The organism is Streptomyces sp. NPDC056361 (assembly GCF_042262805.1).
Lineage (GTDB): Bacteria > Actinomycetota > Actinomycetes > Streptomycetales > Streptomycetaceae > Streptomyces.
This window is the reverse complement of the sequence record NZ_JBHJQI010000161.1, coordinates 1-19,585: the sequence shown is the minus strand read 5'-3', so window position 1 is coordinate 19,585 and position 19,585 is coordinate 1. Positions and strand designations below refer to the sequence as shown.

Here is a 19,585-nt window from a genome sequence, read left to right as displayed (position 1 = left end):
CTCCCGTACCGGGATACCGGCCATTCAGGCCAGCAGCCGGCTCCAGGTGCGGGCGTCCGCCACGCCGTCGGCCGGCAGGCTCGCCGAGGTCTGGAACGCCCGCACCCCCGCCTCGGTGCCCGAGCCGAAGCTGCCGTCGACGACCAGCGTCTGACCGCGCGCGTTGAGCTGGCCCTGCAGCGCCTTCACCGCGTCGCCCTGCGCTCCGCGCGCGAGCGGGTTGGCGAGCTGGTGCCAGGTCTGGTTTCCGGCCACGCCGTCGACCCCGGCCCGGTTGGTCGTCTGGAAGGCCCGCACCGCGCTCTCGGTCGCCGGCCCGAAGGAGCCGTCGGCCACGACCGTGGCGCCCCGGGAGTTGAGCAGGTACTGCAGCGACCTGACGCGCTCGCCCGAGTCGCCGAGCCGTGCCACCGGCCAGCCGCCCCACGCCGGGCTGCCGCCGATCCGGGCGGCGACGTCGGCCCTGAGCTGCGGCAGCAGCGCGTACAGCCGGTCGCCGGGGCACTCGGTGTTGTTGAAGTCCCGGTGCCCGAAGATCTGGTAGGCGCGCAGCCCGTACTGGGAGCAGATGTACGCGCAGAGGTCGACCAGCTTCGCGTACTGCGCCGACCGCGGGTCCACCGACGTGTACGTGCCCTCGTTCTCGATGCCGACGGCGACGGTGTTCTGGCCGGTGCAGTGCGCCGACTCGACCTGCTGGGTACCGGCGGCCAGCGCGGCGACGCTGGAGTGCCGGCCCTCGGTGATCCAGCCGCCGCGGCTGATCGTGAAGTGCTGGCCCGAGTCGATCCAGCCCCGCGCGTCCATGTGGTCGGCCTGGATCGACCGGGACAGCTCGAAGGCGTGCGCCTGCGAGTAGTCGGTGCTGTTCGGGGTCGCGGTGTGATGGACGATGATCTTCTGCGGCCCGGTGGCCAGCAGCTTCACCGGGGTGCTCGGCTCGCGGGCGCCCCAGGCCACGCACCCGGAGATCACCGGTCCGGCGAGCGCGGCCCCCGCGGCGGCGCGCGCGGTCCCCGGCAGCGCGGTCCCCAGGACCGCTCCGGCACCGAGGGCGAAGGCCCCGGACAGCAGCGCGCGCCGTCGCGGACGCGGCATCGGCAGGTCGCTCATCGTCTCTCCCCATGTGTTCGGCCGCCGCCCCGCACAACGCGGAGCGGCGGCCGAATGCTATGAGCAACCCCCCTGTCCCATCAGCGAGTCCCGCACCTCAGACTTGGGCGAGTCGGCTTCTCGGGACGCCCCGGGATCCCGCCGGGCATCGCCGCCTCAGGGCTGCGGGGCGTCCTGCGAGGGGTCGCACTCCTGCTCCTTGGCCTTCGGGATCACTCCGCAGATGGAGATGCTCGAAAGGGGGTACTCGGCCACCGACAGCATCCGCGTGTAGGTGTCGCGGTCCACCCGGATGGTGGACTCCTCCGTCCGGCTGCCCTTGTCGGTGATGATCACACCGTCGCCGATCGCCCCGTTCTCCAGCCGCCCCCAGACCGCCTGGCAGGCGGCGCTGTGCCGGAGCTGGATCCGCAGCCCGCGCAGGTAGAGGAGCCGGACGGTCTTCGCGTCCCACTGGCAGTTCATCGTCTGCGGTTCGCGCCCGAGGCAGGACTCCCCGGAGCAGCCGGGCAGGGGGTGGTCGGACTCGGCGCCGGGCGTGCGCTCGGCCGCGCCCTGGGCCATCACCTCCGAACTCTCGCCGCTCGCTGCCGGCTTACCCGCGTCCGACCGCGCGCCGTCCGGAGCGGACTTCACTCCGAGGACGGCGATCACGATCAGGGCGCCCACGACCGCGCCGATCGCCATGTGGACGAGCGGCCGCACCCGCCCGGCGGGGCGGGGCCCGGGCCAGGCGGCGCGGTCCGGATCCGGCGCGGCGCCGGTGGCCGTGGCCGGGCCTCCGGCGGGCTCCGCGGCCGGACCGGCCCCGGCCCGCGCGGACCCGTCTGCGCCGTCGGGCTCTCGGGACGAGGTCGGCGCGCCACCCGGCGCGGGCCGCTCCTCCCGTACGGGTCCCCTCTCCCGTACGGGTTCCCCATCCCGTACGGGCTTCCCCCGGCCCGCCGGCTCCTCCGGCCCCGGCGCCGTCGCGCCCCGGCCCTCGTCCTGCCCCTCGCCCTGGCCCTCCGGGCCCAGGCCGTCCGTCCCCTCTCGCTCTCCCCGCTCCGGCTCCTGCTCCCCCTGGACCTCTGGCCCGGCTCCCTCGCGTCTGCTTCTGCGGGCCAGCTTCTCGGCGTGTTCCCAGAGGGCGATCAGGGGCGTGGGGTCCTGTCCGACCACGTCCGCGAGCTGCTGGATCGCGGCGCGGCTCGGCCACTGCTTCCCGTTGAGGAAGCGCTCCCAGGACGAGCGGCTGTAGTGCGTCTTCTCGGCGAGCCGGCCGTAGCTCAGACCGAACTCCTCCTTGATCCGGCGCATCCCCACCAGGACCCGTTCGCGGACGGCCCTGAGCTCGGCGTCCCGCCGACGCCGCTCGTCCCGGGCCTGCTTCTCGACAGCAGTCATTCGAAGCCTCTCCCCCGTGTTGCCCCCCCTTGCAGGCAAGGGAGTTCATGAACAACTTGCCGCTACCCGCGGCAGGACTTTGTCACACAGGGACACCCGCGACACGGCGGACTCACAGACCTCCAGGGCCCGCGCGGGTGATCCGCGCCACAAACATCCGCGGGGCGCGAGTCGTCCCGCCCCCATCCCGTCCCGCACGCCCCCGGCGTCCCGCGCGTCCCGGTCCCGTCCCGTATCGCTCGCGAGAGGCTCCGAAGCAACCGCCCCGGCAGCACCATGACTTCGGCCGCTCCCCGATCCACCGCGAAGACAAGGACTCCGAGTGATACCCACCCGAACGCCGGACCTCCGGCGCCGCCTGCCGCTCGCCCAGGCGGCGCTCGTGCTGGCCGCCGCCCTGCTCGCCGTGCTGGCGCCCTCCGTCCCCGCGCACGCCCTGGACTCCACCACCTGGATCCAGCGCAACCTCGCGGGCATCGGCTATCTGTCGGCCAGTGGGATCGACGGCGTCTACGGCGCGCAGACCACCGCCGCGGTCCGCTCCTTCCAACAGGACAACGGGCTCGCCGAGGACGGCGACTACGGCAGCCGCACCGAACTCGCCCTGCACAACAAGGTGAAGGAGGTGCAGCGCAAGGCCGGCGCCACGGCCGACGGCGCGTACGGCGACGGCACCAAGTCCAAGGTGACGTCCTGGCAGCAGGCGAACGGCCTGTCCGCCGACGGTGTCGCGGGCCCCGCGACCATGAACGCGATGCGGGTGGCCCGTACCGTGAAGATCACCGCACAGTGGAAGATCACCGAGCACGGCTGGTCCGTGAGCGGCCAGTTCGGCTGCCTCGACAACCTCTGGATCCGCGAGAGCACGTGGAAGGTGTACGCGACGAACCCCTCGTCCGGCGCCTACGGCATCCCGCAGTCCCTGCCCGGCGACAAGATGGCCGTGGCGGGCCCCGACTGGCAGACCAACCCGGCCACCCAGATCGAGTGGGGACTCGACTACATCAAGTCCCGCTACAGCACTCCGTGCGGGGCATGGTCCTTCTGGCAGTCCCACAACTGGTACTAGGAAAAGAGGAGTTCACCATGACATCGGCATCCGACCTGTCCCGCCGCTCACTGCTGCGCTTCGGCGCCGGGGCGGCTGCGGCCACCGGTCTGGCCGTCGGCGGCGGTCTGGTCCTGGCTTCCCCGGCCGCCGCGTACGGCTGGCCCTCGCAGCTCGCCCAGGGCGCGAGCGGCGCGGCCGTCACGGAGCTCCAGATCCGGATCGCGGGCTGGGCGGCGAGCTCGGCCCAGCAGACGTACGTCACCGTCGACGGCCAGTTCGGCCCCGGCACCGGCGCGGCGCTGCGCCGCTTCCAGGCGGCGTACGGGCTCTCCGCCGACGGGGTGGCCGGGCCCCAGACCTTCAGCCAGCTCAACGCGCTGGAGAGCTCCGACGGCTCGACCGCGCACTTCGACTTCTCCGAGTTCCAGAGCAAGGACGGCTCAGGCTTCTCGGGCGGCAAGGTGGGCGCGGCGACCGTGAAGGAGAACGTGCGCCGCAACATGTACAAGCTGGAGGCGCTGCGCAAGAAGTGCGGCGACCGGGCCGTCACGATCAACTCCGGCTTCCGCAGCATCTCCCACAACTCCTCGGTGGGCGGCGCCTCGAACTCCATGCACCTGTACGGCATCGCCGCGGACGTCGCCATCTCCGGGCTGTCCACGAAGAGCATCTACCAGAAGGCCGAGACCTGCGGATACTCGGGTCTGGAGACGTACACGGTGTCGTGGCAGCACGTGGACTCCCGGGTCGAGTACGCGTACGGCTCGCAGTCGTGGTGGTGGGAGGACGGCGTGGCCTGAGCCCGTACGCGTGCCCGCCACGGCGGGCACATGAGGTGCGACGTGGATCACGGTCATAGGTGGTGCGGAGCGGAACCGGATATGCGCGCTTCCCCTCTCTAGGTCTGGCAATGCCGTGCGGACCCTCCCCCCCGGGTCCGCACGGCTCCTCGCGGCAGTTGCTCAGCGGCGTGGGCGCGGCCCTCATCTGGAGGCGTTCTTCGGTTGCGTGTACTAGGCGGCGATGCGGCCGGCGGAAGTCATTCACCTCCGGTTCGAGCAGTGTCATCTGCCCGAGACCGGGTGGGGCATGCTCAACCTGTCTGGTGGTGTCGTCACCGCAGGCATTGAGGTCCTCTTCCGTCACTACGCCAAGTTCCTGGACGGCGTCCGGGAGCGGGAAACCAGTGAGATGAACTGGGAGTTTCGGCGTAAATGCGACCCGTTCCTGCAGGGGACGAGCGAGAGGCGCCTGGCAGGTGAAAGCCCGGCTCAGGCGCCTCTTTTCGTGCCTCTAGAAGAAGCCGAGCTTCTTCGGCGAGTAGGACACCAGCAGGTTCTTCGTGTGCTGGTGGTACACGCCTCGCATGGCCGCTGACCAGCGGAAACGGCCCCGATTGGGCCAAGCTGCAGGCGGCTGGTCCGCGTATGGCCCGGATCTTGGTCGGCACGGAAGACCCCTGACCGTCGCCCCGTGGCGGCGGCCAGGGGGCACACAAACGAGGGGTGTGCCGACAGGGCTCCACGGAGCATGCCTCGACATGACGCTGGACTGCCGACCGCCGATATAAGTGCGAACCATGGCGGCATCGCAGCCCTTCAGCCGTGCGGAGCTGGCCGACGGGCCTGACCCAGCGGAGCGGCGTGCCGATTACTCCGGGCGAGGGCTGATGGTGCTTCGGCAGCCCAACTTCGGGTATCGGCGGAGAGCCGCCGGTCATGGGCGAAGCGGCGAGCGGCTGCCTTGTGCTTCCTGAGCATGAGGGATCAAGGACCAGCAACAGTAGCGCGGCCTCGACTCCTTCAGCAGGACGTACGACGGGGCTCCGGCGACCCCGTACCGCCCGGTCGCGGCTGGACAGCGCGTGATGTCGGCGCGGACGGCCGTCAGGCGGCCCGCGTACTCCTCGGCGATACCACCCACCAGGAGGTCCATCGCCCAGCCGGGATCGATCGCCTTGGGCCATGTCCCGGGTGAAGTACGTGAGGACCTGGGCGTCGCTCATCCCGAGGATGAAATCGAACTCCGCGTCCTCGCGGGGTTGGTGCACCCGCTTCACCACGAAAGCTCCTGACCTCGCGTTCCGTCGTTCCACCCAAATCATCCCCCGCGCGCCGCGAACCCGACGCTCAGCTGGTTCCCCTCGGTCGGCCCGGCCCTGGACCTGTCCGACCCTCAGCGCCCGACCCGTAGGCGTACGGGCGCGACTTCCCGCTCGTACAGCGGCAGCGACACACCGGACGGCCGGCGGGACGTCCGACACACGCCCTACGTCAGCGCATCGCCTGCCAGGTCGTCCTCGTCCCCGGCCAGCCGCTCCGGACCTGCCGGAGCGGTCCGCGGCGAGCTCCCGGCCCGCAGGGCAGCGACCTCGCCCCGGAGCTCAGCCAGTTCCCGGTGCAGTGCCTGGATGGCGACGATGGCCACGCCGTTGGCGTCGGTGCAGCAGATCGTCCTGTCGTTCTCACCCACCCCGAACGCTTTCCACCAGTCCTGCGCCATGGGTCCCAGGTGGCGTACGTGGGGAGGGTCCCAGTGATATCGCCACGTGCTGACGGGCAGCCGCACCACCTGTTCCAGCACCCGGTAGCCATTGACCGGATCGCTGGCGCCCACCACCTCCGGCACGGCCCCCGACGCCAGGCCAGAGGCGGAAGCGCCCTGTCGAAGACGCTTCCTGACCAGGGGCGGCATCCGCAGCCCGGCCAGGGTTTCCCTCAACCACCGGCCGCTCATCGTTCCCAGACCACCGCGACGACGTCGGTCTTCAGCCCGCGATCCGAGAAGAGCAGGCTGCCCCCTCCACCGCGGTTGGCCGGGTGGCTCACCGGGAGTTGGACGAGACCATTGCCCAGCCCGCTGCTGTGGGTGGTCTCACCGACCGCCGTGACGTCCCGCTCCTGGTTGATCATCGTGGTGTCGTAGGCGGGATTCCCGACCGCCAGCACGTTCGTGCTCGCCACGGCCGGAACGCTCAAGGCGCCCGTGCAGGTGGCCGCCGTGGCCGACAGCACCAGCAGGCGACGGGTGACGCGCTTCGTGGACATGGGAGGCTTCCTTTCGGTCGGGACGCCGTGTGCGTCCGCGATACCTCTAACGGCCTAACGGCGCGAAAGGTACGTGGCCTGCGCGCCGCGCTCAGGCCGCGGGCACCGAAGCTGCCAGTACTACGTGACACCAGCGCCGCCCGCCGGCGGCATCACATCCATGCCGGACGCGCAATCGCGAGGGGTCTCGTCCGCTCGATCACCGTCGTGCGCGACGGATTCAAGTCCTCGGGGGAGCGATCATCACCTGCCCGCGAGTACGGGTGAAACGCCGCTGTTCGGCGCACGACGCAGCGAGAATCCGACAGCCTGAACGAGGGGCCATGTGAATCCGGCTACTTCAGTGCGACAGGCATCAGGGCGTCTCACGACGGCGGCATAAGTGCCACGGGCGTGTCATCGAGGCTGAGGCTGTGCCACGAATCTGAGGACCTACATCCGTGTAGGGTCTCGTGGCTCGTGGCATGACGCAGCGTGCTGACTCACTCCCCAGCTTCAGGTGGGCAAATCCGTAATACCGTGTCGGAGCCAGGCAAGCCCTGACATCATCCGCGAATGATCGTCACACCGATACCCGGCGCTCACCGCGGCAACGTCCTCCAGGTGCTCCGGAGCGTTCACACCGCCGCCATCAACCTGGGCAACTACCACCAGCCCGAAGAGAACCTGCTCAAGTACCTGACTTGGGCGACAGAGTCGGTCCGCGTCCTAAACTCGCAGATCCGCCCCAAGGACATCGACGCGCTCGTCCGCACCCCGCAATACTGGGCCCTGCTCGCCGGCGCGGGGCAGATCAACGGCCGGCTGGAGGCTGCGCTGTCGAATGGGCTCATCGACCTTGAGGTCCGCCAGCGCGTGGAAGCGTTCGACCTGGCGGTCAAGGCGTTCACGGAACAGATGACTCGATGGCCCGAGTCCACCTCCGTGCTCGTGCTCGACACAGGGCTGTTCATCAAGCACCCGACGAAGTTCGAAGAGACCGACTTCGCTGCCCTGGCCGGCACCGAACGAGATATCCGGATCGTCGTACCGATGGTCGTCGTGGAAGAGCTGGACCGGCTCAAAGAGTCCGGCAATCAGCAGGTCCGTTGGCGCGCGGGCTACAGCCTCGCAGTACTCGACCGGCTTCTTGAAGAGCGGGCGCCTCTGCCCACGGCCACGGTGGAAATCCTCATGGACAACCCCGGGCATGCGCGGCTGTCGGAGGCGGATGACGAGATCGTGGACCGAGCGCTCACCGTGCGCACGATGGCGGCTGGCCCAGTCCGACTGATCACGTACGACACGAGCATGGCGATGCGAGCGAAGTTCGCGACCCTGCCCGTACTGAAGCTGCGCACGGGCGCAGGCACTGGCAAGGAGCCGGGGAAGAAATAGAGCCCCTCACGCACCAGCGGGGCGCGAGCCACCCAAGCGTCCCCGCGTCATGGCGGAGCGCAGGTCAGGCCGTGAACGGGCGAGCAGCAAGGAGTTCTTGGACCTCGCGCAGAACCGTCGAGGGCGGCAGGGTGCCGTCGACGACGAGCTGGGCGCACGTCCAGGAAGCGCAGCCGGACGCCGGGCTGCCCCGGATCCCGTGTCGTACGGTCTGAATCGCGGCCGCCCACCGTCCGCAACGGGTCTCACCGGACCCGGCGGTGCCGCTGGTACGGCCGAAAGATCTGAACCAATACCGGGAATCAGGCCGCGACGAGCTCCTGCTCGCGGTCCGGCGTCTTGACCTTGGGCTTCTTGTTCGGCAGCGAGAGCCGGAAGACCTTGTGCCACGCGGAGAACACCTGCTTGGGCAGCGGCCCGGTGACGTACTCCAGCTCGTACTTTTCGAACAGCGCGCGCACCTTCACCGCGACCTCGGCGTACCGGTTGCTCGGCAGGTCCGGGAACAGGTGGTGCTCGATCTGGTGCGACAGGTTGCCGGTCATGAAGTGCATGGCCCTGCTGCCGCTGATGTTCGCCGAGCCCATCATCTGGCGCAGGTACCACTGGCCGCGAGTCTCGCCCTTGATCGACCGGCGCTCGAAGACCTGCACGCCCTCGGGGAAGTGCCCGCACATGATCACCGAGTGGGACCAGATGTTGCGGACCAGGTTCGCGGTGAACGTGGCGGCGAGCGTGGTGAGGAACGACGGGCCCGACAGCAGCGGGTGGATCACGTAGTCCTTGAGCACCTGCTTGCGGATCTTGCGGCCCACGGCCTTGGCCCGCGCGCGGAACTCCGGGTTCTTGCGGCGGCGCCTGTGCAGGTTCTTGCCGAGCTCCAGGTCGTACGCCGCGATGCCGTACTCGAAGAAGCAGGCGTTGATGAAGTTCCACAGCGGCTGGCCTAGGTGGAACGGGTGCCACCTTTGGTCCTCGTCGACGCGCATGATGCCGTAGCCGAGGTCGTTGTCCTTGCCGATCACGTTGGTGTACGTGTGGTGCAGCTCGTTGTGCGAGTGCTTCCACTGCTCGGACGGCGAGACGTGATCCCACTCCCAGGTGGTGGAGTGGATCTTCGGGTCCCGCATCCAGTCCCACTGGCCGTGCAGGATGTTGTGGCCGATCTCCATGTTGTCCATGATCTTCGCCACGGACAGACCGGCGGTGCCGAGCAGCCACGCGGGCGGGAAGAACGAGAACAGCAGCACGCCCCTGCTGACCAGCTCGAGCTTGCGCTGCGCCGAGATGACCTTACGGATGTAGGCCGCGTCCTTCTCGCCACGGTCGGCGATCACCTCGTCGCGGATCGCGTCCAGCTCGCGGCCAAGCTCCTCGATCTGCTCCGCGGTCAGGTGGACGGTGGGGTCGATGGCGGTCAAGGTTGTTCCTACCGTTCGATGTCGCAGGGGCCCGCCGCGGCGGACACGCAGGTCTGGATGAGGACACCCGGCTCGGCCTCGGTGATCTCGCCGGAACGCATGTCGCGGACGGCGCCCGCCTTGAGCGGCGTGACGCAGCCGAAGCAGATTCCCATGCGGCACCCGGACGGCATGAGCACGCCGGCCTCCTCGCCGACGTCCAGCAACGGCGTGGCACCGTCCGCGTCGACGGTCTTGCCGGTGGCGCTGAACGTGACCTCGCCGCCGTCACCGGCGACGACGATGCTGGGGCGGAAGCGTTCGGTGTGCAGGCGCTCTTGCACGCCGTATTCGCTCCAGAGCTCTTCGGCGGCGTCGAGCAGGCCCGCGGGCCCGCAGGCCCAGGTCTCGCGCTCGGCCCAGTCGGGCACCAGTTCGTCGAGACGGGCGATGTCGAGCATGCCGTCCGTGTCAGTGTGCACCTCGGTGAGCCGCAGCTTCTCGTCCGCGACCAGGTCGTGCAGTTCGTTGCGGAAGATCACGTCTTGCGGCTGTGGCGCGCAGTGGACCATGACGACGTCGTCGAACTCGATGTCACGCAACATGCCCATCACAGGCGTGATGCCGCTGCCGGCCGTCAGGTAGAGCACCTTGGCGGGCTTGGCCTCCGGCAGCACGAAGTCACCGGTTGCCTGGTCGAGCTGGACCATCGTGCCCGGTTTCGCCCTGCGGACCAGGTGGTTGCTGACCTTGCCGTCCGGGATCGCCTTCACGGTGATCGTGACGCGGCCGTCCTGGCGGTTTGTCGGCGAGGTGATGGAGTAAGCACGCCACAGGCGCACCCCGTCGACGTCGACCCCGATCCGCACGTACTGACCGGCCGTGTGACCGCGCCAGCCCCGTCCCGGCCTGATCACGACAGTAGCGGCGTCACCCGTCTCGGGGTGCACGGCCTCGATGCGCCCACACAGGTCAGCGCCCGCACGCAGCGGGCTGACCAGGTCGAGATAGTCCGACGGCAGCAGCGGCGTCGTGACCATCTCCAGCAGTTTCCACGCCCTGCTGCGGAGGGCTGCACTCGTCATGACTCCAGCTTGCTGCGCCTCAGGGCGTAAAGTCCTGACCGTAGGACGTAAATCTGGTCGGCTGAATTGTTCGCAGGGAATAAAGCATGAGCCATCCAATCCGGAGGGTCACCGAACTGGCCCTGGATGAGACGACGGTCACCGCACTTCGGGCCGCGCTGAAGACCACCGCCGACGAGGTCGTCCAGGCGATCATCGACGAGGTCCCTCCCTACGCCAACGCCCTTTCGGGCCGCATGGGCGGCACCATCCGCCGAGCCGTCCGCACCGCCCTGGGGCACTACCTGGACCTCGCGAGCGGGAACGCCACAGGCGGCGACGCCGGTGACGCAGCCTACGAGCTGGGCCGCGGCGAGGTGCGATCCGGCCGTTCGATGGACGCCCTGCTCAGCGCATACCGCGTCGGCGCCCGCGTGGCCTGGCGATGCCTGGCAGCGGGTGCAGTACCCGCAGGCCTGCCCGCCGCCGAGGTCGCCAAGTTCGCCGAGCTGACCTTCGCCTACATCGACGAGCTCTCCGCCGCGAGCGCCGCGGGCCACGCCGACGAACTGGCCGCCCGGGGCAGGGCCCACGAGCGCCACCTGGAACACCTGGCCCGCGACCTCCTCGCCGGCGCGAGCCCGGACGTGTTGCTGGCCTCTGTTCAACGGGCCGGGTGGCAGCCTCCGGTTTCGCTGACCGCGGTTCTGCTGCCCGCCGCCCAGGCCCGGCCTGCCTACCGCGCGCTCGACCCGAGCACCCTCGTCCTCGACGATCTGCCGGACGCCTTCGGTGTGTTGCTCGTCCCCGATGCCGACCGGTCACATCTCTTGCGGCAGCTGACCGACCGCACCGCCGTGGTCGGCCCGGCCCGGCCATGGACTCGTGCGTCCGCCTCGTACGCGCGCGCCGTACGCGCGCGCTCCCTCTCCCCTGATATTCGCGACACCGAGGACCACCTGCCCGAGCTGGTGCTGAGCGCCGACGTGGACGCGTTCGCAGACCTGCGTGCCCGAGCCCTCGCACCGTTGCGGACCTTGTCTGTCGCGACCGCACGGCGGCTGGAGGAGACGTTGCGGGAGTGGCTGCTGCACCAGGGCAGGCGGGACGAGGTGGCGGCGGCGTTGTTCGTCCATCCCCAGACCGTCCGGTACCGGATGTCGCAGCTGCGGGAGCTGTTTCCGGATCTCGCATCGCCACATCGGGTCCTTGAACTGACGCTGGCGGTCGGTCTTCGGGTCAGCTGACGCATACTTCGACCGTCCACGACCGAGTCCGCGAGCGATCCACTATGGCCCGTGTACGCAATCGACGCTGAGAATACGGTGCCGTTTGTAGGGTCTCGCACTTCGTGGCACGGGTCGGGCTTCTTCGAACCGTCTCACAAACGTGGCATTTCTCGGAGAGAGCCCTTGCTGGGCGGCGGTCGGCCGAGCGGGTACATCCCGGCCCCACTCGCTCTGACGGAGGCCGTGACGCCGGCCGGAGCCTGACCGCCGTTGGCTTGCCCTCGGGAGAAGAGGTGCGCCGTTCTGAGGTCAGCAGCCCTGCCGAGGTGGCACCTCAGCCCCTGCGGACTCGCCGGGGCCGAGTGGGTGCGCGGCTCCCACGACGTCCTCCTCGGCGACCTCTTCCGGCACTACGCCAAGTTCCTGGACGGCGTGCGAGCGCAGGCCAACCGCCTCAACGAGAAGTCCATGGAGGAGTGGGACCGTGTCAGCCGGGGCCAGGCGCCTGAGCGGTGAGTCCGGAGTTTGGTCCGTGACTGGTCCGGAAGTGCTGGTCAGGGGTGGGGCACCGGTGGGACGAACTGGGAGTTTCGGCGCAAACGAGCTCCCTCCCTGTGCGGTGTCAGCGAGAGGCGCCTGACCGGTGAAAGCCCAGGTCAGGCGCCTCCTTTTGTGTCCCTAGAAGAACCCGAGCTTCTTCGGCGAGTAGCTGACCAGCAGGTTCTTCGTCCGCTGGTGGTACAGCAGTTGCATCCGCGCTGACCAGGGAAAACAGCCGATTGCGAAGCTTGTTGGAGGAGCGTGGTCCGGAAATGGCCCGGATCATCATCCGGTTGTGGGCGTCGACCGGCACCGGGCGAGCCCCGTCACCTGTTCGACGTCGTGGTCGTCGGCCAACCCCACGAGCACGTGGTCTTGGGGGTCGGCGTGCACAGGGGAGGTCGGGGAGGCAACCGGCGTGGTGAGGTGTCCGGGCCCCACGCCACACACGGAGGTGTTCGTGTCCCGCCGGGGCAGCGATGCCTCGATCACCTCGTGCAAGAACTCGGTACAGCGGTCTGCGGTCGTCCCCCGGGACGACCGCAGACAGGGGCAGCCCTGATGCCTCCGTTGGCGGTCGGCGGGGCTTGCGCGCTTGGGACGGATTGAGGTGCCCACGCGGTGTGTCGGCCCCAGAATGGGAAGAGGCCTCATGGGAACCAGTTAGCCTGCGAGTTGTCGCGGGCGGGGGCGTGGTAGGGGACCGGTCTCACGTGATCCGGCAGATCAGTGCACTGCGGCAGCATTCCGCGTCGAGCGCGTGCCGGTTGTGCGCGCCCGCTATAGCAGCGATGGCCATCGCGCGTGGTGACACCGACATCTGCGGGATGAAGCAATGCGGCCCCTGCCGGGGCCTATGCGATGGTGCGGATGAGCTTCTTGTTGACGAACTCCTCGATACCCGCTCGGCCCAGTTCTCGACCGAATCCGGAACGCTTGACGCCCCCGAAAGGGAGCTCGGCCCCCTCGGCGCCGACGCCGTTGATGAAGACCATTCCGGCTTCGATGCGGTCGGCAACGCGCGCGGCCTGTGCGGGATCCGTGGTGAAGACGTGGGCGCCGAGGCCGTAAGGGTGTCGTTGGCGATGCGCAGCGCGTCGTCCTCTCCGGTCGCCGGGAAGATCACGGCGACCGGACTGAAGAACTCCTCACGTGCCGCGGCGTGATCGGTGGTGAGCCCGGTGAGCACCCCGGCCAGGAAGTAGGCGCCGTTCCGCTCGCCCTCGGGTCAGCCTGGAGCTCGAAGCGGTGGTGAAGCGCCGGCCCATCTCGTGAACGCAGACGGCACGATCGCGTACCGTCGGACTGCGACGCTTCCGCCGTGCAGCTTCTCTCGTCAGGAACTGCTGAGCGCCGGCCGTCGGCGACTCGGGGACCCGGTCGATCCGGAGCACCCGCGGGCTGAACCGCGGATCGTTCCGCCCGTCGGCGAGATATCCGAACACCTCGTCGATGTCCCGGCCCACGTCGACCCTCGCCTCGAACTGTCCGGACATGCCACTCCTCGTCGGGGTCGCACCCGCCCGGCGCAAGGGGCAGGCTCCCTCCAGGGTGGAGGACCCGCCCGCCCCTCGCACCTCGAACCGGTCGGACGGCGGATGCCAGGTCCAACGAGCTCGTACATGGTTGGCGCTGGGTTCTGGGGTCTCTCCGCTCACCGGCATCCTCGACGCACTTCTGGCAGCTACGTGGAAGCAGCGGGTCGGCGGGAGGGATTGCGAGCGCGCGGCGGCCGACAACGGCAGATCCCGGAGACGAGTGTCGGCATCCTGCGGATGCTTGCCGAAGCGTCCGGTCCGGACCGCGCATGGTCCGGGAAGCGCGCCTGGAGCCGGCTACGCGCTACACGTGGCAGCCGGGTGATGTCGCAATGTGTCCAAGCGCAGGAGTCCCTGGTGGGACGATCTTCCCTCCAGGCACCCGACTTCACTTCCCAGAAGAGCTCAAGCGCCTTGGGGAGTAGCTGCAACAAAGGTTCTTCGTCCGCTGGTGGTGCAGCTGATGAACCCGCGCTGACCAGCGAGATCGGCCCCGGCTCGGCGGCGGGTCAGATCCAGCCGCGGCGTGCCGCGACGACACCGGCCTGGAAGCGGTTCACCGCGCCCAGAAGGTCGTGGAGGCGGCTCATGCGCCGGCGCATGGTGCGGACCGACCAGCCGAGCTGGCGGGCTATGGCCTCGTCCTTGAGGCCGCTGACCAGCAGGGTGAGCACCAGACGGTCCTCCTCGCCGAGCGGGTCCTGGGCGGGGGCGTCGAGCGGCAGGGCCTGTTTCCAGCACAGTTCCCAGTAGTCGGTGAGGGCGTCCAGCAGCGTGGAGGGGCGGATGACCGCAGCGCGCACGCCATCGAGGTCCAGGGAGAGCGGCATCAGCGCCAGCCGGCGGTCCGCGATGGCCAGTTTGATCCGCAGGCCCGGCATCACCCGGGCCTGCTCGCCACGGCTCACGAGTCCTCGGATGTCCTCGAGCACCCCCGGCCACTCCAGCGCCTCGGGGGCGTAGACCGCGCGGTAGCGCACCCCGCGCCCCAGCGCGTTGCTCTCCACCGGGTTGGACGTGGTCAGCGCGTACGGCGGCCGATCCAGTGTCATGACGTCCTCGCGCGCCTCCTGTTGGAGGCGGACGAACCAGCGACCGAGCGCCTCGCGGCCGGTGGTGATCTCCACCTCGTCCTCCCCGGCGGTGCCGGCCTGGGCCGCCGCGAAGAGGCGGGACAGCTCGCCCGCCGCCGAACGGACCCGGTCCAACTCCGCGGTCCTGGTTCGTACCAGTGACTCGACCGCGGCTCCCGGCTCGATCGCCGCGTACCGGCGTCGGACGCCCGCTAGCCGCCCGACCAGGCCGTGGTCGTGCAGTCGGTCCAGTGCCCTGGCGACGCGGAGAGGGGAGCAGCCGAGGTCGGCGGCGAGCTCGGCCGGGGCCGCCGTACGCCGGGTCAACACAGCCCGGTAGACGCTCTCGTCGAACGGATCGATGCCTGCCGCGGTGAGCTCGTTCGTCATGTGCGGATCCTGGCCCACTTGTGCCAAGTGCAGCAATGGGCCGCCAAGATCCGTTGTACGGAGCGTGACTTCGGCGCTAGGACTTCTGCCTATGGCCAAGAACCCACGAAGAAGCCGACGCCTGGCGGCGGCCACGGTCACCACCGTCGCGCTGGCCGGGACGCTCACCGCGACACCCGGCACCGCGACCGCGAAGTCACCCGACCCGAACCAGCGGGTCATCGTCGAGCTGTCCGGAGACGCAGCCGTGGCAGCCGCCCCAGGCGGCTCGCTCACCTCCCTGACCGCCGGCACCGCCTCCGCCGTCGGCGATGCCCGACGGGCCCTGGCGGCACGGCAGGACGCCTTCGTCAGGACGGTGGGGAAAGCCGGACTGCACCCCGCCTCGCCCCGCAGACTCGGCCTGCTCGTCAACGCCGTGGCGATGACGGTGCCCGCCTCCGAGACGGCGCGGCTGGCCGCGTTGCCGGGCGTCGTCGCCGTCCGGCCCGACACCCGGATACAGGTGCGCACGGACATCAGCGTTCCGCTGACCGGTGCGCCCGAGGTCTGGAAGCGCGAGGACCCGGCCGGTGTGAAGGCCACCGGCAAGGGCACCGTGGTGGCGGTCCTGGACAGTGGCGTGGACTACGGCCACCCCGACCTGGGCGGTGGCTTCGGCAAGGGGCACAAGGTCGTCGGCGGCTTCGACTTCGCCAACGGCGACGACGACCCGATGGACGACAACGGTCACGGCACCCACGTCGCGGGCATCATCGCGGGCAAGGCGGTCAGGAAGGGAGGCGTCACCGGCATGGCGCCCGACGCGCGCCTGCTGGCCTACAAGGTCATCGGCGCCGACGGCAGCGGCTACACCTCCGACATCATCGCCGGCATCGAGGCGGCGGCCGACCCCGCCAACCCCCAGCGGGCCGACGTCATCAACATGAGCCTCGGCGGCCCCGGTGACGGCACCGACCCGCTGGGCCGCGCGGCGACCGCCGCCGTGCGGGCCGGAGTGGTCGTCGTCGCCGCGGCCGGCAACGACGGTCCCGGCAGCGGCACCGTCAACACTCCGGCGTCGGCCGACGGCGTCATCGCGGTCGGCGCCTCCACCAGCGGGCTGCGGATACCCAGCGCGTACCTGGCGGGCAAGGAGCCCGAGCTGATCCAGACGTACCGGGGCGTCCTGTCTGCGAACCCGCCTCGGGAACCGGTCACCGCGCCGCTCGTGGACGTCGGCGCGGGCACGGCCGAGGACTGGAAGCGGGTCGGTGACGTACGGGGCAAGATCCTGCGGGCCGACATCCTCGTCGCGCCCAGTACGGATGTCCTGAGCCAGAGCGACATCGACTGGGCGCGCGAAGCCGAAGAGCGCGGCGCGCTCGCAGTGCTCGGCGGCCTTCCGGCCGGGGGCGGACCCGTGCTCGCCGCCACCCCGGGAACGGTCGGCGCCACGACCACCCCCGCCCGCCCCGACCTCACCCGGACCGCCGCCTCCGGCGACTCGCTGCGCATGGACCGCCTGGTCGTCATGGGCATCGACACGACCCAGTACGCCCAGCTGAGCCGCGAACTGGCCGCTGGGAAGGTGTCCGTCACCCTGCGCGGCACCGACTCCACCGACCAGATCGCCTCGTTCTCGGCGCGCGGACCCGGCACCGGCTTCGGCCTCAAGCCCGACCTGGTCGCACCCGGCGTGGAGATCCGCTCCACCATCCCCACCTCGATGTACGCACCCGGTGTCTACCGCATGTCGGGCACCTCGATGGCGAGCCCGCACGTCGCCGGAGCCGCCGCCCTGCTGCGCCAACTGCGCCCGGACCAGGACCCCGACGAGATCAGGTCCGCGCTGGTCGGCACCGCGAAGCAGCTCGCCGGCACCGGCCCCACCGCCCAGGGCAACGGACGGCTCGACGTGGCCGCCGCAGCGTCGGCCACCCTCAGCGCCTCCCCGACGACCGTGTCGTTCGGCCTCGCCGGCCTGTCGGACAGGACCGTCGGCGGCACCGCGCAGGTACGCCTGGCCAACCCCGGCAGGACACCGCTGACCGTCACCCTCAGCAGTACCGGGCCCACCGCCGTGTCTCCGCCGCGTGTGACCGTCCCTGCCGAGGGGTCGGCAACCGTCGACGTCACCCTGCGTGCAGACCGCCCGGCCACCGACACGGAGATCAGCGGCCGGATCACGGCCACCCCCGTGCGAGGCCCGGCCCTCCGGGTGCCGTACCTGCTTGTCGTCCGGCACCTGGTCGTCCAGGCGTCCCCCGACCCGAGCGACGGCCGCTCCACCGTGCACATTGCTGCCCCGGCCGCCCTGAACGCGCCGCCGGAGATCAGGGTCACGCCGCCGCACGGCAAGGCCTTCACCCTGCCCACCACCATGAACGGCGCCAGCTACTACCAGGCCGACGTGACCGGGAAGGCGGCCGGCGCCTACCGGTTGGCCGTGCGGGCCACGACCACCGACGGCCGGCGGATCACCGGAACCGGCGCCTTCGAGGTCACCCCCGCCGACAGCCGCGGCAACCGCTGGGAGCCCATCGGCCCGAACAGCGAGGCCGGTCACGTCGCGCTCTCGCCCGCCCGGCCGAAGCAGGCCGTCGTGACCCAGTTCCGGAAGGCCGCCCCCTGGCTGACCACCGACGGCGGCGCCAACTGGCGCCAGGTGGGCAGGCTGCCGATCGCCGACGGCAACGGCACCGGAGCGGTCGTGGTCGACGCCCGCCGCCCCGATCGCTGGTGGTACGCCGTGAACACGGCCGCCGACCCCACCCGCCGGGGCACGATCCTGCGTACCGATGACAACGGCCGAACCTGGCGCAAGCTCGACGTGCCCGACGCGCACATCGACGAGTTCGTCGCGGACGAGCAGACCCGTACCCTCGCCGCGATCGTCGACGACACACTGCTGGTCAGCACGGACGCGGGCGACAGCTGGGCGGCGTACCCCACCGGCGTGACCGGTGACGTCCGCGACGCGACCCTCGTCGGCGACACCCTGTACCTGACGACCTTCGACGGCGTCTGGCGGATCGACGGCGTAGGCAAGGGCGACCCTGGTACGGCGCACCTCGTTCTCGACGAGCCCGTGAGCACCATCCGCGGCATGGCGGCCGACTCCACCGTGGTGGCGGCCTACGTCCCCGGTACGGGCGTCCGCGGCTCCTACGACAAGGGCCGCACCTGGTCCACCCTGCTGCCCCTGACGGAGGGCGGCAACGGACTGTCCGCCTCCGGTGGCGACCTGTACCTGCGCGCGCTGTTCGGCGCCGGGCAGGTGAGCCACGACCACGGCAAGACCTGGAAGCCCGTGCCCGCCCCCTCGAAGGCCGCCATCGCGATGGACTACGACCGCTGGGCCGACGGCTCGGTGACCGTTTCCAGCGAACAGGACGGCCTGTACCGCGGCTCCGCCGACGGCACCGGATACCGGAGGATCGGCGTCCAGGGCCTGACCACCTTCGCCCTCGCGGCCGGCGGCGACCAGCTGCTCGCCGGAACGGTGAGCGGCACCTACCGCACCGCGATCCCTGTCGCCGGCCCCGAGTGGGGCCAGTCCGGGGCGGAGGGCAGGACCGGTCGCCTCACCTCGCACATCGCAGTGTCGCCCGAGGACACCAAGGTGGTGTGGCAGGTCCGGCGCACCGCGACCGGGCTCTTCGAGGTCTCCCGCAGCGGTGACGCCGGCCGGACCTGGCAGGTGAAGGGCACGTCGTCGGAGATACCGACCTCGATCCTGGTCCACCCGGCCGACCCGGACCGGGTGGCGATCAGCTTCAGGAGCATTTTCGGCGACGGGCTGTTCGCGACGTCCGACGGCGGCAGGACGTGGAAGAACCTCTTCCACGAGAGGTCCTTCGATGCCATGGCCGGTGACCCGCGCGACCCGCGGCGCCTCTGGCTCGGCAACGCTTCGGGCCTCTACCGCTCGGACGACGGCGGCGTCACCAAGACCAAGGTCGCCGAGGGCCCCGTCTCCGCGATCGTGATGGATGGCCGACGCCTGGTCGTCGGCGGATCGTCCGTCCGGGTCAGCACCGATGACGGCAGGACCTTCCGCACCGCCGACACCGGCCCGCTCGTGGTCCACGTCTCGGACCTGCTGCGGGTGAACGGAGCGCTCTACGCGGCCACCGCCGGCTCCAGGCAGTCCGGACTCGTCCAAGGCGGCCGGGGTGTACTGCGCAGCACCGACAACGGCCTCACCTGGGAGAACATCTCAAGCGGCCTGCAGAACACCGACACCACGAGGCTGGCCGCCGCCCCCGACGGCCGCACGCTCTACGTCGGCACGGTCGACGGTGGGGTGCACCGCCTGAAGCTACGCCGCTGACCCACCGCGCGCATGACGCGTGTGACCGCATGACCGGCGCGAGCGTCGACCCGGCCCGGAAC

At 70.3% G+C, this 19,585-nt stretch carries 15 protein-coding genes and 2 pseudogenes; 7 read left to right on the top strand and 10 right to left on the bottom strand.

Annotation, left to right across the window (positions count from 1 at the left end):
- Window positions 1-24 precede the first annotated feature (24 nt).
- Both ACFCY7_RS34600 and ACFCY7_RS34595 read right to left on the bottom strand, forming a co-directional pair.
- Complete coding sequence (locus ACFCY7_RS34600; protein WP_376490034.1) at window positions 25-1,113, bottom strand: N-acetylmuramoyl-L-alanine amidase; 1,089 nt, start codon at window positions 1,111-1,113, stop codon at window positions 25-27.
- 156 nt (window positions 1,114-1,269) lie between these two features.
- A complete protein-coding gene (locus ACFCY7_RS34595; protein WP_376490033.1) occupies window positions 1,270-2,499 on the bottom strand; it encodes a helix-turn-helix domain-containing protein in 1,230 nt (409 codons plus the stop codon).
- A 322-nt stretch (window positions 2,500-2,821) separates the two neighbouring features.
- Here ACFCY7_RS34595 and ACFCY7_RS34590 point away from each other — a divergent pair, with 322 nt between their 5' ends.
- The 3 genes from ACFCY7_RS34590 to ACFCY7_RS34580 all read left to right on the top strand — a co-directional run bounded on the left by ACFCY7_RS34590 (window position 2,822) and on the right by ACFCY7_RS34580 (window position 4,927).
- Window positions 2,822-3,568 (top strand): peptidoglycan-binding protein, encoded by a 747-nt coding sequence (locus ACFCY7_RS34590; RefSeq protein ID WP_376490032.1) that lies wholly within the window; start codon window positions 2,822-2,824, stop codon window positions 3,566-3,568.
- Window positions 3,569-3,585: 17 nt separating this feature from the next.
- The gene (locus ACFCY7_RS34585; RefSeq protein ID WP_376490031.1) at window positions 3,586-4,350 is read left to right on the top strand and encodes a D-Ala-D-Ala carboxypeptidase family metallohydrolase; all 765 of its coding nucleotides are present in this window, start codon (window positions 3,586-3,588) and stop codon (window positions 4,348-4,350) included.
- A gap of 223 nt (window positions 4,351-4,573) precedes the next feature.
- Window positions 4,574-4,927 (top strand): hypothetical protein, encoded by a 354-nt coding sequence (locus ACFCY7_RS34580; RefSeq protein ID WP_376490030.1) that lies wholly within the window; start codon window positions 4,574-4,576, stop codon window positions 4,925-4,927.
- Between the two features lie 420 nt (window positions 4,928-5,347).
- On the opposite strand, the pseudogene ACFCY7_RS34575 reads toward ACFCY7_RS34580, so the two are convergent.
- The 3 genes and pseudogenes from ACFCY7_RS34575 to ACFCY7_RS34565 form a co-directional block, all read right to left on the bottom strand.
- Window positions 5,348-5,612: pseudogene (locus ACFCY7_RS34575) on the bottom strand (thioredoxin); the annotation flags it as partial.
- A 206-nt stretch (window positions 5,613-5,818) separates the two neighbouring features.
- Window positions 5,819-6,271, bottom strand: a complete 453-nt coding sequence (locus ACFCY7_RS34570) for a tail fiber domain-containing protein (RefSeq protein ID WP_189801165.1) — start codon at window positions 6,269-6,271, stop codon at window positions 5,819-5,821.
- 11 nt (window positions 6,272-6,282) lie between these two features.
- Window positions 6,283-6,597, bottom strand: coding sequence for a hypothetical protein (locus tag ACFCY7_RS34565; protein WP_376490029.1), 315 nt, complete (start codon window positions 6,595-6,597; stop codon window positions 6,283-6,285).
- A gap of 555 nt (window positions 6,598-7,152) precedes the next feature.
- Here ACFCY7_RS34565 and ACFCY7_RS34560 point away from each other — a divergent pair.
- On the top strand, window positions 7,153-7,974 hold the full coding sequence (locus ACFCY7_RS34560) for a PIN domain-containing protein (protein ID WP_376490028.1): 822 nt from the start codon (window positions 7,153-7,155) through the stop codon (window positions 7,972-7,974).
- A gap of 47 nt (window positions 7,975-8,021) precedes the next feature.
- Here the strand turns inward: ACFCY7_RS34560 and ACFCY7_RS34555 are convergent, their stop codons facing one another.
- The 3 genes from ACFCY7_RS34555 to ACFCY7_RS34545 all read right to left on the bottom strand — a co-directional run bounded on the left by ACFCY7_RS34555 (window position 8,022) and on the right by ACFCY7_RS34545 (window position 10,459).
- The gene (locus tag ACFCY7_RS34555) at window positions 8,022-8,204 is read right to left on the bottom strand and encodes a DUF6207 family protein (protein WP_328940561.1); all 183 of its coding nucleotides are present in this window, start codon (window positions 8,202-8,204) and stop codon (window positions 8,022-8,024) included.
- 72 nt (window positions 8,205-8,276) lie between these two features.
- Window positions 8,277-9,395, bottom strand: a complete 1,119-nt coding sequence (locus ACFCY7_RS34550) for a fatty acid desaturase family protein (protein ID WP_376490027.1) — start codon at window positions 9,393-9,395, stop codon at window positions 8,277-8,279.
- Window positions 9,396-9,403: 8 nt separating this feature from the next.
- On the bottom strand, window positions 9,404-10,459 hold the full coding sequence (locus ACFCY7_RS34545; protein WP_376490026.1) for a ferredoxin reductase: 1,056 nt from the start codon (window positions 10,457-10,459) through the stop codon (window positions 9,404-9,406).
- Window positions 10,460-10,545: 86 nt separating this feature from the next.
- On the opposite strand from ACFCY7_RS34545, the gene ACFCY7_RS34540 reads away from it, so the two are divergent.
- Together ACFCY7_RS34540 and ACFCY7_RS34535 are read left to right on the top strand one after the other, a co-directional pair.
- Complete coding sequence (locus tag ACFCY7_RS34540) at window positions 10,546-11,685, top strand: CdaR family transcriptional regulator (RefSeq protein WP_189801160.1); 1,140 nt, start codon at window positions 10,546-10,548, stop codon at window positions 11,683-11,685.
- 348 nt (window positions 11,686-12,033) lie between these two features.
- Window positions 12,034-12,183, top strand: a complete 150-nt coding sequence (locus tag ACFCY7_RS34535) for an integrase (protein ID WP_189801159.1) — start codon at window positions 12,034-12,036, stop codon at window positions 12,181-12,183.
- 878 nt (window positions 12,184-13,061) lie between these two features.
- Here the strand turns inward: ACFCY7_RS34535 and ACFCY7_RS34530 are convergent.
- A pseudogene (locus ACFCY7_RS34530) lies at window positions 13,062-13,396 on the bottom strand (aldehyde dehydrogenase family protein).
- A gap of 858 nt (window positions 13,397-14,254) precedes the next feature.
- Window positions 14,255-15,208 (bottom strand): helix-turn-helix domain-containing protein, encoded by a 954-nt coding sequence (locus ACFCY7_RS34525; RefSeq protein WP_229842445.1) that lies wholly within the window; start codon window positions 15,206-15,208, stop codon window positions 14,255-14,257.
- A gap of 91 nt (window positions 15,209-15,299) precedes the next feature.
- Between ACFCY7_RS34525 and ACFCY7_RS34520 the strand changes: the two genes are divergently transcribed.
- Window positions 15,300-19,523 carry a S8 family serine peptidase gene (locus ACFCY7_RS34520; protein WP_376490025.1) on the top strand — a complete coding sequence of 1,408 codons (4,224 nt, stop codon included), beginning with the start codon at window positions 15,300-15,302 and terminating at the stop codon, window positions 19,521-19,523.
- The last annotated feature ends 62 nt before the right edge of the window (window positions 19,524-19,585 follow it).

Coding starts and splice junctions, on each gene's coding strand:
- ACFCY7_RS34600 (WP_376490034.1), bottom strand. CDS start 1,113: ATGAGCGACCTGCCGATGCCGCGTCCGCGACGGCGCGCGCTGCTGTCC.
- ACFCY7_RS34595 (WP_376490033.1), bottom strand. CDS start 2,499: ATGACTGCTGTCGAGAAGCAGGCCCGGGACGAGCGGCGTCGGCGGGAC.
- ACFCY7_RS34585 (WP_376490031.1), top strand. CDS start 3,586: ATGACATCGGCATCCGACCTGTCCCGCCGCTCACTGCTGCGCTTCGGC.
- ACFCY7_RS34580 (WP_376490030.1), top strand. CDS start 4,574: ATGCGGCCGGCGGAAGTCATTCACCTCCGGTTCGAGCAGTGTCATCTG.
- ACFCY7_RS34565 (WP_376490029.1), bottom strand. CDS start 6,597: ATGTCCACGAAGCGCGTCACCCGTCGCCTGCTGGTGCTGTCGGCCACG.
- ACFCY7_RS34560 (WP_376490028.1), top strand. CDS start 7,153: ATGATCGTCACACCGATACCCGGCGCTCACCGCGGCAACGTCCTCCAG.
- ACFCY7_RS34545 (WP_376490026.1), bottom strand. CDS start 10,459: ATGACGAGTGCAGCCCTCCGCAGCAGGGCGTGGAAACTGCTGGAGATG.
- ACFCY7_RS34540 (WP_189801160.1), top strand. CDS start 10,546: ATGAGCCATCCAATCCGGAGGGTCACCGAACTGGCCCTGGATGAGACG.
- ACFCY7_RS34525 (WP_229842445.1), bottom strand. CDS start 15,208: ATGACGAACGAGCTCACCGCGGCAGGCATCGATCCGTTCGACGAGAGC.
- ACFCY7_RS34520 (WP_376490025.1), top strand. CDS start 15,300: ATGGCCAAGAACCCACGAAGAAGCCGACGCCTGGCGGCGGCCACGGTC.